Annotated in this window: 15 protein-coding genes; 10 read left to right on the top strand and 5 right to left on the bottom strand. The window is 67.3% G+C overall.

Annotation, left to right across the window (positions count from 1 at the left end; translation table 11 throughout):
• Positions 1-52: 52 nt before the first annotated feature.
• From L1787_RS25425 to L1787_RS25460, 8 genes are all read left to right on the top strand, one after another.
• A complete protein-coding gene (locus L1787_RS25425) occupies positions 53-1,114 on the top strand; it encodes an ABC transporter permease (RefSeq protein WP_235711895.1) in 1,062 nt (353 codons plus the stop codon).
• The gene (locus L1787_RS25430; protein ID WP_439648320.1) at positions 1,090-1,956 is read left to right on the top strand and encodes an ATP-binding cassette domain-containing protein; all 867 of its coding nucleotides are present in this window, start codon (positions 1,090-1,092) and stop codon (positions 1,954-1,956) included. The genes L1787_RS25425 and L1787_RS25430 overlap by 25 nt, the downstream gene beginning before the upstream one ends.
• The gene (locus L1787_RS25435) at positions 1,953-2,984 is read left to right on the top strand and encodes a carbohydrate kinase family protein (RefSeq protein WP_235711897.1); all 1,032 of its coding nucleotides are present in this window, start codon (positions 1,953-1,955) and stop codon (positions 2,982-2,984) included. The genes L1787_RS25430 and L1787_RS25435 overlap by 4 nt, the downstream gene beginning before the upstream one ends.
• 47 nt (positions 2,985-3,031) lie before the next feature.
• Positions 3,032-4,018, top strand: coding sequence for a hypothetical protein (locus L1787_RS25440; RefSeq protein WP_235711898.1), 987 nt, complete (start codon positions 3,032-3,034; stop codon positions 4,016-4,018).
• Positions 4,019-4,188: 170 nt separating this feature from the next.
• Positions 4,189-5,229: a polyamine ABC transporter substrate-binding protein gene (locus tag L1787_RS25445; protein WP_235711962.1), complete on the top strand. Its 1,041-nt coding sequence runs from the start codon at positions 4,189-4,191 to the stop codon at positions 5,227-5,229.
• A gap of 93 nt (positions 5,230-5,322) precedes the next feature.
• Positions 5,323-6,486 carry an ABC transporter ATP-binding protein gene (locus L1787_RS25450; protein WP_439648321.1) on the top strand — a complete coding sequence of 388 codons (1,164 nt, stop codon included), beginning with the start codon at positions 5,323-5,325 and terminating at the stop codon, positions 6,484-6,486.
• Positions 6,464-7,399, top strand: coding sequence for an ABC transporter permease subunit (locus L1787_RS25455; protein WP_235711899.1), 936 nt, complete (start codon positions 6,464-6,466; stop codon positions 7,397-7,399). The genes L1787_RS25450 and L1787_RS25455 overlap by 23 nt, the downstream gene beginning before the upstream one ends.
• Complete coding sequence (locus L1787_RS25460) at positions 7,396-8,193, top strand: ABC transporter permease (RefSeq protein WP_235711900.1); 798 nt, start codon at positions 7,396-7,398, stop codon at positions 8,191-8,193. Before L1787_RS25455 ends, L1787_RS25460 begins: the two co-directional genes overlap by 4 nt.
• On the opposite strand, the gene L1787_RS25465 is transcribed toward L1787_RS25460, so the two are convergent.
• A complete protein-coding gene (locus L1787_RS25465; RefSeq protein ID WP_235711901.1) occupies positions 8,187-9,497 on the bottom strand; it encodes a type I glutamate--ammonia ligase in 1,311 nt (436 codons plus the stop codon). The genes L1787_RS25460 and L1787_RS25465 overlap by 7 nt on opposite strands.
• 95 nt (positions 9,498-9,592) lie before the next feature.
• Between L1787_RS25465 and L1787_RS25470 the strand changes: the two genes are divergently transcribed.
• Positions 9,593-10,249, top strand: coding sequence for a cysteine hydrolase family protein (locus L1787_RS25470; RefSeq protein ID WP_235711902.1), 657 nt, complete (start codon positions 9,593-9,595; stop codon positions 10,247-10,249).
• Between the two features lie 12 nt (positions 10,250-10,261).
• Here the strand turns inward: L1787_RS25470 and L1787_RS25475 are convergent, their stop codons facing one another.
• Positions 10,262-10,759, bottom strand: coding sequence for a GNAT family N-acetyltransferase (locus L1787_RS25475; RefSeq protein WP_235711903.1), 498 nt, complete (start codon positions 10,757-10,759; stop codon positions 10,262-10,264).
• A 125-nt stretch (positions 10,760-10,884) separates the two neighbouring features.
• Here L1787_RS25475 and L1787_RS25480 point away from each other — a divergent pair, with 125 nt between their 5' ends.
• Positions 10,885-11,895 carry an LLM class flavin-dependent oxidoreductase gene (locus L1787_RS25480; RefSeq protein ID WP_235711904.1) on the top strand — a complete coding sequence of 337 codons (1,011 nt, stop codon included), beginning with the start codon at positions 10,885-10,887 and terminating at the stop codon, positions 11,893-11,895.
• Between the two features lie 3 nt (positions 11,896-11,898).
• On the opposite strand, the gene L1787_RS25485 is transcribed toward L1787_RS25480, so the two are convergent.
• From L1787_RS25485 to oppB, 3 genes are read right to left on the bottom strand one after another with little or no spacing between them, the layout of a single operon-like run.
• Positions 11,899-13,530 (bottom strand): ABC transporter ATP-binding protein, encoded by a 1,632-nt coding sequence (locus tag L1787_RS25485; RefSeq protein WP_235711905.1) that lies wholly within the window; start codon positions 13,528-13,530, stop codon positions 11,899-11,901.
• On the bottom strand, positions 13,527-14,651 hold the full coding sequence (locus L1787_RS25490) for an ABC transporter permease (protein WP_235711906.1): 1,125 nt from the start codon (positions 14,649-14,651) through the stop codon (positions 13,527-13,529). Before L1787_RS25490 ends, L1787_RS25485 begins: the two co-directional genes overlap by 4 nt.
• Entirely contained in the window at positions 14,644-15,567 is a 924-nt protein-coding gene (oppB, locus tag L1787_RS25495; RefSeq protein WP_235711907.1) for an oligopeptide ABC transporter permease OppB, read from the bottom strand. The genes L1787_RS25490 and oppB overlap by 8 nt, the downstream gene beginning before the upstream one ends.
• Between the last annotated feature and the right edge of the window lie 42 nt (positions 15,568-15,609).

Raw genomic sequence — 15,609 nt, forward strand, 5'->3', positions numbered from 1 at the left:
GTCCGCCCCCCGCTAGGGTTCGTTGTTCCCGGTCATCAAACGAGTACCGCCCATGGCGACTGATTCCGACGTCGAGAGCGTCTTCGCTGGACGGGAAGAGCGTTCGCCGCTCAAGAAGGTGCAATATTTCCTGCACCTTTATCCGACGACCATCCCCTTTCTCGTTCTTCTGATCGGCATCGTGGTGTTCGGCGTCGTCGTCGGCGACCGCTTCTTCCATCCGTTCAACCTCTCGCTCGTCCTGCAACAGGTGACGGTGATCGCGCTCCTTGCGGTCGGTCAGACGATGGTGATCCTCGTCGCCGGCATCGACCTTTCGGTCGGTGCGATCATGGTGCTGTCCTCGGTGGTGATGGGCCGCTTCGCCGTCGTCATGGGCTGGCCGCCCGAGCTCGCTTTGATGGCGGGCCTCGCGGTGGGCGCGGCGTGCGGCTTCCTCAATGGCCTCCTCATCACGTCGCTGCGCCTGCCGCCCTTCATCGTGACGCTCGGCACGTGGAGCATCTTCGAGAGCATCAACTTCCTCTATTCCAAGAACGAGACGCTGCGGCAGCAGGATGTCGAGGCGGTCGCACCGCTTCTTCAGTTCACCGGCCACTCGATCCGCCTCACCGACATCATCCCGCTCGATTTCCTGCGCGGCGGGGTCCTGACCTTCGGCTCGGTGCTGATGATCTTCGTCGCGATCGTGGTGTCTTATGTGCTGACGCGCACGATGTTCGGCCGCCACGTCTACGCCTCGGGCGACGATCCGGAGGCGGCGCGCCTCGTCGGCATCAATGTCCGCTTCACCCTCCTCAAGGTGTACACCTGTGCCGGTCTCATCTGCGGCTTCGCCGGGTGGGTGCTGATCGGCCGGATCGGCGCGGTCAGTCCGAATGCCGGCTACAACGCCAATCTCGATTCCATCACCGCGGTGGTGATCGGGGGGACGAGCCTCTTCGGCGGGCGCGGGGCGATCATCGGAACGCTCTTCGGGGCGCTGATCGTCGGCATTTTCCGCAACGGGCTCGCCCTCGCGGGGCTCCAGAACAACTGGCAGAACCTCACCGTCGGCGCGCTCATCATCGTCGCGGTGGCGCTCGACCAGTGGATCAGGCGGGTGTCGGTGTGAGCCCGCTCGCCACGATCCGCACGCCCTTGCCCGTGCTTCAGGCGCGCGGGCTCGTGAAGCGCTTCGGCCGTGTCGTCGCGATCGACGAGGCCGATTTCGACCTGATGCCCGGCGAAGTCCTCGCCGTCATCGGCGACAACGGGGCCGGCAAGACCACGATGATCAAGGCCCTCGTCGGCGCGATCGAGCCCGATGCGGGCGAAATCGTGATGGACGGCGCGCCGGTCCATTTCCGCTCGCCGATCGAGGCGCGCTCGGCGGGGATCGAGACGGTCTATCAGAATCTGGCCCTGTCGCCGGCGCTCTCGGTCGCGGAAAACATGTTCCTCGGCCGCGAGCGGCGGATCCCGGGCTGGCGCGGCCGGTTTTTGCGCACGCTCGACCGGGGCGGGATGCGGCGCGAGGCGCGGCAGCGATTGTCCGATCTCGGCATCCTCACGGTGCAGAATGTCGATCTTCCGGTCGAGGCGCTGTCGGGCGGGCAACGCCAGGGCGTCGCCGTCGCGCGGGCGACCGCGTTCGGCACGCGCGTCGTCGTGATGGACGAGCCGACCGCCGCACTCGGCGTCAAGGAATCGCGCCGCGTGCTGGAGCTCATCCTCGATGTGAAGGCGCGGGGCATGTCGATCATCCTCATCAGCCACAACATGCCGCACGTCTTCGAGGTCGCCGACCGGATCCACATCCACCGGCTCGGCCGCCGCGTCGCGGTGATCCGCCCGGAAGACCACGAAATGTCCGATGCGGTCGCGATCATGACCGGCGCGATGGAGCCGCCCAAGACCGACCCCATCCCCTTCGTGCGCACCGATCGCCCCCGTCAGGAGGGCCAGACGTCATGACGCGACGCGGCATTCTCACCGCCGGCACCTGGTGCCTCGACCGCAACATCCTGGTGGTGACGTGGCCGAAGGAGAATGGCCGCGCCGACATCCTCGACAACATCCCGTGCGGGGGCGGCTCCGGCTACAATATGGCCGCAAACGTCAAGCTCCTCGATCCCGCGATGCCGGTCGCGACCATCGCCCTCGTCGGCGACGATGCCGACGGCGCCTTCCTCGTCGGCGAGGCGGAGGCCTATGGGATCGAGCATTCGCGGATGCAAAGGACGAAAGCCGCCGCGACCGACTACACCTTCGCCTTCGCCTCGGCCGACAAGGGTCTGCGCACCCATATGAGCCATTTCGGCGTCGCGAACCTCCTGACGCCCGACCATTTCGACTTCGCGGGCCTTACCCACAAGCTCCTCCATCTCGGCCTTCCGGGCATCCACGCGATCATGGACGCGCCGTGGCAGGGCTATCCGAACGGCTGGGTCGCGGTGCTCGAGCGGGCCCGTGCGGCGGGGCTCAAGACCAACATGGAACTCACCTCCATCGAGCCGGCGCGGATCAACGCGCTAATGGAGCCGTGCCTTCCCCATCTCGATCTTCTCATCGTCAACGATCACGAGATCGGCGGCATCGCCGGGATCGGCACCGTGGGCGAGGAGGGGACGGACATCGATGCCGTCATCGAAGCCGCCCACATCGCCATCGGGCGGGGGGCGATGGAGCTCGTCGCGGTGCATTTCCCGCTCGGCGGCGTCGTCGTCACGCGCGGCGGGGATGTGACGGTGCACCCCTCGATCGACGTTCCGCAGACGGCGATCAAGGGCGCCAACGGGGCGGGCGACGCCTTCGCCGCCGGCTTCATCTATGGCTGGCACGAGGGCTGGCCCACGGTGGATGCGCTCCGCCTCGCGCACGCGACGGCCGTCGCCTCCCTCCGCGACATCACCACCACGGGGTCGATCGTGCCCTATCGCGAGGCGCTCGACCTCGCCGAACGCTGGGGCTGGCGCAAGGACATCGCCGCGACCGTCGCCTGAAACCGCCACAATCACCCATCCTCACGGGGTAACGAAAGGGACCGAAGATGCTTGCTCTGGACCGGAAGCTCGCCAACATTCAGGCTGGCCGGTACACCCCCTCCGATTTCATCATCGCCGATGCGAAGGATGGTGATATCGGCTTCGGCCGCGCCGCTCCCGTCGCCGACCCCGCAAAGCCCGGCCATCACACCCCGCGCGCCACGCACCTCGACGCGATCCGCGAGATGACCCGATCCGGCCTCGTCGACATCATGCTGGTCTCCGCCTCCACCGGAGAGAGGCTGTCAAAGGAGGGGCTCTTCGCCGGATCCGACGTGACCCTTGCGATGCGCCTCAACGACACGACGGACATCTGGTCGGCCCGGGGCGGACGCTATCGCGAGGAGCCCTCGCGCCATCATCGCACCGCGCGGCTCGACCAGGTGGCGGCGCACACCGATCTCGGCCTCTATTCGATCACCTTCTCGAACCAGCGCGACATCGACGCGATCAACGCCGAGGCCTATAGCGCCTTTCGCCAGGACGCCGGGCGGCACGGCATGCGGCACTTCCTCGAAGTCTTCAATCCCGCCTTCGATATCGGCTTGGCGGACGGGGCCGATATCGGCTCGTTCATCAACGACAATATCGTGCGCACCCTCGCGGGGGTGATGGAGATCGATTTTCCGAAATTCCTGAAGCTCCAATATAACGGCCCGGCCGCGATGGAAGAGCTCGCCTCTTACGACCCGACGCACCTGATCGTCGGCATTCTCGGCGGTTCGGCCGGCACGACGCGCGACACGTTCGAGCTGCTCGCCCAGGCCGAACGCTATGGCGCGCGGGTCGCCCTGTTCGGGCGCAAGATCCACCTCGCCGAGTCGCCGATCGACATCGTTCGCCTCATGCGCGAGGTGGTCTCACGCAATCTGACGCCGAGCGAGGCGGTGAAGGCCTATCACGGCGCGCTGAGCGAGCACGGCATCAAGGCGCGGCGCGACCTCGCGGACGACAACGCCGTGACCGAGGAGGCGTTGAAAGCGGCGCTGTGACGCGGGTTCCGACTTGACTTTGTTGCCCTTCTCGCCGCGCAAGAACAGCGGCATGTATTATGCAAGCCATGCCGAAGAAGGTGACGTGCAAATTGGAGGGGGCAATTTTGGGCACACCGCGCTTTGCCAAGGGCTGGACGACGATCGCAGCGCTCGCGGCGTTCGCCGCCATGGCGCCGGCGAACGCCGAAGAGGTCGTCAACGTCTATAACTGGTCGGACTATATCGACGAGGAAGTCCTCGCCGATTTCACGGCGGAGACGGGCATCCGCGTCCAATATGACGTGTTCGACTCCAACGAGTTCCTGGAGGCGAAGCTGCTCGCCGGCCAGAGCGGTTATGACGTCGTCGTCCCGACCGCCTACTTCCTCTCCCGGCAGATCAAGGCGGGGCTCTTCGCGCCGCTCGACAAGGCGAAGTTGCCGCATATGGGCAACCTTTGGGACATGATCTTGAAGGAAACGGCGACCTACGATCCGGGTGCGGAATACGCGGTCACCTATATGTGGGGCACCACCGGCATCGGTTATGTCGAAGAAAAGATCGCCGAGCGGATGGCCGACGCGCCGGTCGATTCCTGGGACATCATCTTCAAGCCCGAGATCCTCGAGAAATTCGCCGATTGCGGCGTCCACCTTCTCGACGCGCCGTCGGACATGTTCCCGATCGCGATGAACTATCTCGGCCTCGACCCGAACTCGAAGGACCCGGACGATATCCGCAAAGGGGCCGAGCTCCTCGGCACGATCCGTCCCTATATCCAGAAATTCCACTCGTCCGAATATATCAGCGGCCTCGCCAACGGCGACATCTGCCTCGCGGTCGGCTGGTCGGGTGACATCCTTCAGGCGCGCGACCGGGCCGAGGACGCCGACAACGGCGTCACCGTCGCCTATTCGATCCCGAAGGAGGGCGCGCCGATGTGGTTCGACATGATGGCGATCCCGGCGGACGCCGCCAACAAGGACAACGCGCACGCCTTTATCGACTATCTGATGCGGCCCGAGGTGATCGCGAAGGCGACGAATTACGTCAATTACGCCAACGCCAACGCCGCCGCGATGGACTTTGTCGACGAGGCGGTGCTCGACGATCCGGCCGTCTATCCGCCGGCCGCCGTGCAGGAGACCCTGTTCACGACGACGGAGCTTCCGCCGCAGGTGCAGCGGATCGCAACGCGGGAGTGGACGCGCCTCAAAACCGGGCGCTGACCACCCGACAGCCCGCGGCGGATGGTTCGGTCGTCCGCCGCTCGTGCGTCACAGGAGCCGTTCGATGACCCCGCCGCACCGGACCCGCGAGAGATGAGCGCCTTGGCCTCGCCCGCCATGACGGGCGCGCCGCTCGGCGACAGCGCGGCCGAGCCGATCGCAAAACGCGCGGCCGAGCCGCTGATCCGCTTCGATCATGTGCGCAAGACCTTCGGCGGCGTCGTCGCCGTCGCGGATCTGTCGCTCGATATCGAAGAGGGGGAGTTTTTCGCGCTGCTCGGCCCATCGGGCTGCGGGAAGACGACGCTAATGCGGATGCTCGCCGGCTTCGAGACGCCGACCTCGGGCGACATCCGCCTCGCCGGCAAGAGCCTCGCCGGCGTTCCGGCCCACAAGCGGCCGACCAACATGATGTTCCAGTCCTACGCGCTGTTCCCGCATTTGTCGGTGTGGGACAACATCGCCTTCGGCCTGCGCCGTGAAGGGCTCAACGCGGCGGCGATCCGGGCGCGGGTGGACGACATGCTGTCCCTTGTCCAGCTCACCGCGCAGGCGCGGCGCAAGCCGCATCAGCTCTCAGGCGGCCAGCGCCAGCGCGTCGCGCTCGCCCGCTCCCTCGCCAAGGAGCCCCGCGTCCTCCTCCTCGACGAGCCGCTCGCCGCGCTCGACAAGAAACTGCGCGGAGAGACGCAGTTCGAGCTGACCGCCATTCAACGCCGGCTCGGCATCACCTTCGTCATCGTCACCCATGACCAGGACGAGGCGATGGTGCTCGCCGACCGCATCGCGGTGATGCGCGAGGGGGGGATCGAGCAGGTCGGCACGCCCGCCGAGATCTACGAAGCGCCGGTGAGCCGCGCCGTCGCGAGCTTCATCGGCGAGATCAACCTCATCGAGGGCACGGTCGCCCACGCCGATGCGCGCGAGACCGCGCTCGACGCGCCGGCGCTCGGAACACGGGTCGTCGCCTCGCCCGCCGGCGCGGCGCGGGCGGGGGAGGCCGGGTGCCTCGCGATCCGGCCGGAGAAGGTCGCCATGCGGCGGGTGAACGGGCACAGCGACGGCCCCAACACGTTGACCGGAACGGTCTCCGACGCCGCCTTCATGGGCGAGGACACGCTCTACCGGGTGCGCCTCGAGACGGGCCATCTCATCAAGACGCGGCGCTCGAACACCCGCGACGGCGGGACGATCCGCCTCGGTGATCGGGTGGTTCTGAATTGGGATCCGGCCGATGCCGTCTTCCTCGAACGCTGAAGCGCGCGCGGGGCGCGGTGGCCGCCGGGTCCTCAATGCGAGCTTCGTCGGGCTTCTGCCTTATGTCTGGCTGCTCGTCTTCTTTCTGATCCCGTTCCTCATCGTCCTCAAAATCTCGCTGTCGACCGCGTTTTACGGCCAGCCGCCTTACGAGCCCGTCCTCGACCTCGCCGAAGGGGTCGGCGCGACGTGGGAGAAGGTGAAGACGCTCTCGCTTGGCAACTACACCTTCCTTGCGAGCGATTCCCTCTATGTCGAGGCCTATCTCTCGTCGCTGAAGATCGCCGCCATCGCGACGGTGCTGACGCTTTTGTGCGGCTTTCCGATCGCCCACGCGATGGCGCGGGCGCCGCGAGGCTGGCGGCCGCTGCTCATCGCGCTCGTCATCATGCCGTTCTGGACCTCGTTTCTGATCCGGGTCTATGCCTGGGTCGGCATCCTGAAGCGGGAGGGACTGCTCAACGCCGTCCTCCTCGAACTCGGCGCCATCGGTGAGCCGCTCACGATCCTCAACACGAATTTCGCGGTGATCGTCGGCATCGTCTACGCCTATCTGCCGTTCATGATCCTGCCGCTCTATGCGGCGCTCGAACGGCAGGATCCGGCGCTTCTCGAAGCCGCGTCCGATCTCGGCAGCCCGCCATGGCTCGCGTTCTGGCAGGTGACGGTGCGCCTTTCCGTGCCCGGCATCGTCGCCGGCTCGCTCCTCGTCTTCATCCCGGCGGTCGGCGAGTTCGTCATTCCCAATCTGCTCGGCGGATCGAACACCTTGATGATCGGCCAGACGCTGTGGAACGAGTTCTTTCTCAACCATGATTGGCCGCTTTCGAGCGCGGTCGCCGTGGTGCTTCTCGTGATCCTGGTGGTGCCGATCACGCTCTTCCAACGCTATCAGGCGCGTGAAGTCGAATGACGCGCTTTGGCTGGCTGAACGCGGTCTCGCTCACCTTCGGATTCGCATTCCTTTATCTGCCGATCCTGATCCTCGTGATCTACTCCTTCAACGCCTCGAAGCTGGTGACGGTGTGGGGTGGGTTCTCGACGAAATGGTACGTCGCGCTCTTCCAGAATGCGCAGCTTCTGGCGGCGGCGAAGATGTCCCTTCTCGTTGCCGTCGTCACCGCGACATTGGCGACGGTGCTCGGCACCCTCGCGGCGATCGCGTTGACGCGCGCGCGGCGTCTGCCCGCCCGCACGCTCTTTCAGGGGATGACCTACGCCCCGCTCGTGATGCCGGAGGTGATCACGGGGCTGTCGCTCCTCCTTCTCTTCGTCGCGCTCGGCATCGACCGGGGCTTTTGGACGATCACCATCGCGCACACGACATTCGCGCTCTGCTTCGTCGCGGTGGTCGTCCAATCGCGTCTCACCGCGTTCGACATGAGCCTCGAGGAGGCTGCGCGCGATCTCGGCGCCTCGCCGGTCAAGGCGTTCTGCCTCGTCACGCTGCCGTTGATTGCGCCGGCGGTGGCGGCGGGCTGGCTCCTCGCCTTCACCCTGTCGCTCGACGATCTCGTGATCGCGAGCTTTACGAGCGGACCGGGCTCGACGACGCTGCCGATGCGGATCTTCTCGGCCGTCCGCCTCGGCGTCTCGCCGGAGATCAACGCGGCGAGCACCATCCTCATCGCGGCGGTGGCGATCGGGGTGATGACGGCGACACTCGCCGCCAAATGGGGCGCTCGGCGGGAGACGCGGTCTCAGTAGGCGGCGCGATAGGCGGCGAGGCGCTCGTCGATGTCCTTGCCCTCGAGGGCACCGAGCTCGCCCCGCTTGTGGTCGAGATAGATCGCGCCGAACCGGCCGGGGAAAGCCGCCAGGAGCGCGGTGTCGGCTTCGAGCGCGAGGAGCGCCTCGTCTAGGCTCGCCGGCAGCCGCGCGAGCGACTTCGCGGCGAGCGCCTCGGCCGACAGGAGCGTGAGATCGCCGACCGTCGGCTCCGGCGCGGGGCGGGCCTGCCGGATGCCGTCGAGCCCTGCGAAGATCATCGCCGCGAGCGACAGATGCGGTGTCGCTGCGGCATCGGTCGCGCGAAACTCGATATTATATTGCCGCGCCCGCTTGCCGGCGTCCGCCCCGAAGGTCGGGCAGATGCGCACCGCCGCCTCGCGATCCTGAACGCCGAGATTGTTGAACGCCGCGCTCCAGCGGTGCGGCGTGAGGCGCATATGCGACAGCGCGCTCGGCGCGGTGATCGCGGTGAGGGCGGGCAGGTGGTCGAGAATGCCGGCGATGAACCGGCCCGCGACCTCCGACAGGCCGTGCGGGCGCTTGCCGTCAAGGGTCTTCGGGTGGCCGTTCTCGTCCCAGAAGCTGAAATGGATGTGGACGCCGTTGCCGACGCCGGTCTCCGTCACCAGCGGTGAGAATGTGACGGGCGCGGCGAAATCCTCGGCGACGGCGTAGGTGAGCTGGCGCAGGGCAACCGCCTCGTCCGCCGCGCGCAGCGCCGGTTGCGGGGGAAGGGTGATCTCGAACTGGCGCGGGCCGAACTCACGCAGGAAGCTGTCCGGCGGAAGGCCCGCATCGCGCAGCACGCCGCACAGCGTCTCCCCGAAGACGCGCCGCCCCCGGAGACCGCGCAGCGAGTAGGCGCTTCCGGGCTCCGGTCCGTCGCCATCGCGGAAGGTGAACTCGTGTTCGAAGCTCGCCCGCAGCTCGAGCCCCGTCTCCGCCTTCAGCGCCGCGAGCGCGGTTTTGAGGATGGTGCGCAGGCAGCATTCCCACGGCGCCCCGTCCCCCTCGACGACATCGCAGAGCACGAAGCGCTCCGTCGCGCCGGCGGGAAGGGCGACTTCCACCATCGCCTCGCGCGCCGGGATCATGCGCACGTCGCCGGTCGGCCCCCACGGGCTTTTCGCGGCGACGTCGAAACAGGTGATCTGCACGTTCGCCGGCGTCCAGCCGGTGCCGTTCTCCCAGACGGCATCGAAGCCGGCGAGGGGAATGGCCTTGCCACGCACATGGCCTGCGATATCGGGGACGACGGTGGCGATCAGCGGTTCGGTCATCCGCACACTTTTTCAAGCCGGAGTGGATCGGGCAAGCCTTGCGTTCGCCCGCTACGGGTCGCGATAACACCCATCAGCCGAGACCGGAGCCGCCGATGTCGCCCTTCCTCTCCACCACCACGCGCGAGGTGCCGATCCAGCCGGACCGGGCCGCGCTCCTCTTCATCGACGTGCAGAATTATTGCTGCCACCCGGACGGGACGGAGGTGCGAACCTGCGCGCCGGAAAAGCGCGCCACCGTCTACGAGCCCTTCATCGCCCATCTGCGGCGGCACGTCGTGCCGAACATGCAGGCGATCCAGGCGGCGGCGCGCGCGGCGAACGTGGAGGTGATGTACACCAACATCGAAAGCCTCACCCTCGACGGGCGCGACCGCAGTCTCGACTACAAGATCACCGGCTTCAACGTCCCGCGTGGCGCCTGGGACGCCAAGACGATCGACGAGCTCGCCCCCGCGGGGGACGAGATGATCTTCCCGAAGACGTCGGCGAACGTCTTCGTCTCGACGGCGATCGATTATGTGTTGCGGCAGATGGGGATCGCGCAGCTCATCGTCTCGGGTGTGCTGACGGATCAGTGCGTCGACGCGACGGTGAAGAGCGCCTGCGATCTCGGCTATCTCGTGACGGTGGTGACGGACGCCTGCGCCGCCTACACGGTGGAGCGGCACGAGAATGCGCTCTTCGCCTTCAACGGCTTCTGCCGCGAGGTCGACACCGCGACGCTGGTGCGCGAATTGTCCGGCCGCTGAGCGCCGCGCCGCTCAGTTCGCCCCGAGCGGGCGCTCATAATAGTCCCGCTCCATCTCGGGAACGTAGCGGACGACGCGGAAGCCCACCTTTTCGAGGACGCGGCGCGAGGCGGCGTTGTCGCGCTTGGCGAAGGCGGCGACCTTCGGCAGGCCGAGCATCTCGTCGGCATGGCGCATCGTCGCCCTTGCGAGCTCGCTGCCATAACCCGCGCCCCAACTCGAGGGGTGGAAGAAATAAGCGAGCTCGACGCCCCAACCGGGATCGAACGGGTCGTCATAGAGGCCGCCCCAGCCGATGATCTCGCCCGTGTCGCGTCGCCGCACCGTCCACGGGGCGTACCCGTCGCGTCGGCGGCGGCGTTCGTGGACGGCGATCCGCCGGCGGCAGGCGGCGAGGCTCGTGTCGGCGTGCGTGTGGGCCATCGCCGCCGGATCGCCGAGAAAGGCGTAAAGCGCCGGCACATCGGCGAGCGTCGGGGTGGTGAGGGTGAGGCGTTCGGTCTCAATCATCGCGGGCTCTTCCTGAACGGACTATCTTGGCAGGTGTTGGCCCATCACGCACGCCCCTCTCGCATGTGCGGTCAGGTGGACTATGTGTTATGGCAAGCAATTCCGCGTCCGCAGGAGTCCGGTCCATGATCCCTTATTCCCTCCTAGATCTTTCGCCGATTGCGGAAGGATCGAGCCCGGCCGATGCGCTGCGCAATTCACTCGATCTCGCCCAACACGCCGAACGCTGGGGCTATAACCGCTATTGGCTCGCCGAGCATCACAACATGTCCGGCATCGCGAGCGCCGCGACCTCGGTGCTCATCGGCCATATCGCCGGCGGCACGTCCACGATGCGGGTCGGCTCGGGCGGCATCATGTTGCCCAACCACGCCCCTTTGGTGATCGCCGAGCAGTTCGGAACGCTCGCGACGCTCTATCCGGGGCGGATCGATCTCGGCGTCGGCCGCGCGCCCGGCACCGATCAGACGACCGCACGGGCGCTGCGCCGCAGCCTCGAGAACTCCGACAATTTCCCGCAGGACGTGATGGAGCTCCTCTTCTATCTCGGCCCCGACGCGGGGGACGGGCCGATCCGGGCGATCCCCGGCATGGGGACGGAGGTGCCGGTCTGGATGCTCGGGTCGAGCACGTTCGGCGCCCAGCTCGCGGCCCATCTCGGTCTGCCCTACGCCTTTGCCTCCCACTTCGCCCCCGCCTCCCTCGGCGAGGCGCTGCAGCTCTATCGCCAGCATTTCAAGCCGTCTCAATGGGGTGAGGCGCCGTATTTCATGCTGGCGATCAACGTCTTCGCCGCCGACAGCGACGAGGAGGGGCACTATCTGCGCACCACGATGCAGCAGGCCTTCGTGAACCTTCGCACCGGCAAAGCCGGCCCGTTGCCGCGCCCGGTGCGCGACCTGTCGAGCGTCGTCGATCCGGCTTACATGCCGCAGGTCAACGCGGCGCTCTCGGTCACCGCCGTCGGCTCGCCCGATTCGGTGCGCGAGCAGCTCAACGCCTTGATCGCGCGCTACCAGCCCGACGAGGTGATCCTCACCGGCCAGATCCACGACCACACAGCCCGGCTGCACTCCTTCGAGATCGCCGCGTCGATCCTGTCGGACGCCAATGTGGCGCGGTCGGCGGCCGAGTGAGGCTCAGGCCGGCTCCGCCGCGCCCGTCAGCACCGATCCGAGGTCGAACGCGGCCGCGATGAGGCGCCGGGTGTAGGCGGTCTTCGGCGCGCCGTAGATCGCTTCGGTCGGCCCGGCCTCCACGACCTCGCCGGCCTTCATCACCATCACCGTGTCGGCGAGCGCGCGCACGACCGCGAGATCGTGGCTGATGAAGACATAAGCGAGCTGATGCTCGGCCTGGACGGCTCGCAGGAGCGCGATGATCTGCTTCTGCACCGAGCTGTCGAGCGCGGAGGTCGGCTCGTCGAGCACGATGATCTCCGGCTTCAGGATGAGGGCGCGGGCGATCGCGATGCGCTGGCGTTGTCCGCCGGAAAATTCGTGCGGAAAGCGGTTCTTGATCCGCGCTTCGAGCCCGACTTCGGCGAGCGCCTCGTCCGCTCGCCGGCCACGCTCGCGGGCCGACAGGCCCCGTTCGTGCACGAGGAGGCCCTCGGTCACGATCTCCCCCACGGTCATGCGCGGGCTGAGCGAGCCGTAGGGATCCTGGAAGACCATCTGAAGATCGCGGCGGAAGGGACGAAGGGCGCGCGGCGAGAGCGCGTTGATCGTCGCGCCGCGAAAGCGGATCGCGCCATCGGCGTGGCCGAGCCCGACGAGGGCGCGCCCGAGGGTCGACTTTCCCGATCCCGATTCGCCGACGATGCCGAGCGTCTGGCCGCGCTTCAGGTCGAGATCGACCGACTTCACCGCCTCGATCGTGTGCGCGGATCGGCCGAGAAGGCCGCCGCCCGAGCGATAGGTCACGCCGACATCGCGGGCGGTGAGGAGCGTTTCGGCCTCCGCCGGCGGCGGGGCCTTGGTGCCGGTCGGCTCGGCGGCGAGGAGCATCCGCGTATAGTCGGCGCGCGGGCTGGCGAAGATCCTCTGGGTGGGGCCGGCCTCCACCACAGCGCCGGCGCGCATCACCACGACACGATCGGCGATCGCCTCGACGATCTTGAGGTCGTGGGTGATGAAGAGGATCGCCATCCCGAGCCGGGCCTTCAGGCGGGCGAGAAGGGCGAGGATCTCGGCCTGGATCGTGACGTCGAGCGCGGTGGTGGGCTCGTCGGCGATCAGGATGTCGGGCTCGTTGGCAAGCGCCATCGCGATCATCACACGCTGGCGCTGTCCGCCGGAGAGTTCGTGCGGATAGGCGCCGAGCCGGCGCGCGGCGTCGGGAAGCTGGACGAGGTCGAGAAGCTCCAGCACCCGCTTGCGGGCGGCACGCGGGGAGAGGCGCGAATGCACCATCAACGGCTCGGCGATCTGGCGGCCGATCGGATAGAGCGGGTCGAGAGAGGTCATCGGCTCCTGGAAGATCATCGCGATCTTCGCCCCGCGGATCCGGTTGAGGGCGCGCGGGGCCATTCCGAGAAGCTCCGTCCCGCGATAGCGCACCGATCCCGTGGCGCGGCCATTGACGGCGAGGAGGCCCATCGCCGCCATCATGATCTGGCTCTTGCCGGACCCCGATTCACCGACGACGGCGACATTCTCGTTCGCGAAGACGTCGAGATCGACGCCCGTCACGGCCTCGACGTCGCCGTCGGGCGTGTCGAAGGTGATGGCGAGATCGCGCAAGGTGAGGATGGGGCCGGGTCCGGTCATCGGTCTTTCGGGTCGAGCGCGTCGCGCAGGCCGTCGCCGAGGAAGTTGAGAGCGAACAGCAGGATCGTCAGCGCGAGCGAGGGGAAGATGAGCATCGAGGGCGCATTGCGCATGTTGCGCGCGCCTTCGGAGATGAGGACGCCGAGGCTCGTCAGCGGTTCCTGCACGCCGAGGCCGAGAAAGGAGAGGAAGCTCTCGAGGAGGATTACCTTCGGCACCAGGAGCGTCATGAAGATGATCACCGGGCCGAGCACGTTGGGGATGATGTGGCGGCGCAGGATCGCCGCCGGCCCGACGCCGAGCCCCTCGGCCGCGCGCACGAACTCGCGCCGTCTGAGGGAGAGCGTCTGCCCCCGCACGATGCGCGCCATGTCGAGCCACTCGACCGCCCCCACTGCGATGAACATCAGCACGACATTGCGGCCGAAAAAGACGACGAGCAGAATGACGAAAAAGATGAAGGGCAACGAATAGAGCACGTCGACGATGCGCATCATCACCCCGTCGATGCGGCCGCCGAGAAAGCCCGCCGTCGCCCCGTAAAGGACGCCGATGATAAGGGCGACGCCCGTCGCGAGCGCTCCGATCATCAGCGAGATGCGAATCGAGACGAGGATGCGCGCGGCGAGATCGCGCCCATTGGAATCGGTGCCGAAAACGAAGGTGAGGCGCGCGATGTCGGCCTCCATCACGGCGCTGCGGCCATCGTCGCCGGTCTCGACGATCCGGGCGTTCGAGAAGAGGTCGGAACGGTCGAGATAGCGGGTGATGCGCGGGTCGATCTCGCGCGAGGCGGTGAGGCCGAGGGTCACGGTCTCGCCCGCGACGTCCACGGTGTCGACCTCGACGCGGGCCCGCGCGAGCGCCCGCTCCGCACCCGGCACGATGGTGTTGGCGCGCGGATAGGGGGTGAGGCTCGCGGGAACCTTCACATAGTTCGAGTAGACGGTCGCATAGTCGTGCGGCCAGACCATCGGACCGACGATGCCGGCGAGCGTGTAGAGGGCGAGGACGACGAGGCTCACCATCGCGGCACGGTTGCGCATCAACCGGCGGAGCGCCGTCGCCCAGAGCGAGCGGCCCGCGACGGCGGGTGCGGTGGGGAGTGCCGCGTCAGTCATAGCGCACCCGCGGGTCGATCGCCGCATAGAGGAGGTCGACGGCGAGATTGAAGAGGACGACGAACACCGCGACGATCACCACCGTCCCCATCACGAGCGTATAGTCGCGATTGAGGGCGCCCTGGACGAAATAGCGGCCGATGCCGGGAATGCCGAAGATCGTTTCCACCACCACCGAGCCGGTGAGAAGGGCGGCGGCGGCCGGGCCGAGATAAGAGATCACCGGCAGCGCGGCCCCCCTCAGCGAGTGGACGATCACCACGAGGCGCGCCGGGAGCCCGTAGGCGCGGGCGGTGCGGACATGATCGGACCGCAGCGCCTCCAGCATCGCGCCGCGAATGAGGCGGGCGACGATCGCGATCTGCGGCAGCGCCAGCGTGATGACCGGCAGGAGCATATAGGCCGGGTGCGCCCCCTCCCATCCGCCCGCCGGCAGGATGCCGAGCCAGACGCCGAAGACGAGCGAGAGCACCGGCGCGACCACGAAGTTCGGCACCGTGATGCCGAAGGTCGCGACCGCGATGACGAGATAGTCGACCGTCGAATTCTGCTTCAGCGCCGCGATGATGCCGAGCGTTCCGCCGACGAGGAGCGCGAGAAGGAGCGCGCAGGCGCCGAGCAGCATCGAGATCGGCAGACCCGCGCCGAGGAGTTCGCCGACCGAGAAGTCGCGATAGACGAAGCTCGGGCCGAGATCGCCGCGCAGGAGATTGCCGAGATAGACGGCGTACTGTTCGTAAAGCGGCCGGTCGAGGTGGAAGGCCTTGTTGAGGTTGGCCATCACCGTCGGCTCGAGGGTCCGCTCCTGATCGAACGGGCCGCCCGGCGCCACGCGCATCAGGAAGAAGGCGAGGGTGATGATGACGAAGAGGGTCGGAATCGCGCCGAGAAGGCGCCGCACGGCATAACGCAGCATCAGAAAAACGCGGCCATGGGGAGGCCCATGACCGCCTTCATT

Source organism: Acuticoccus kalidii (assembly GCF_021556395.1).
Taxonomy (GTDB): Bacteria; Pseudomonadota; Alphaproteobacteria; order Rhizobiales; family Amorphaceae; genus Acuticoccus; species Acuticoccus kalidii.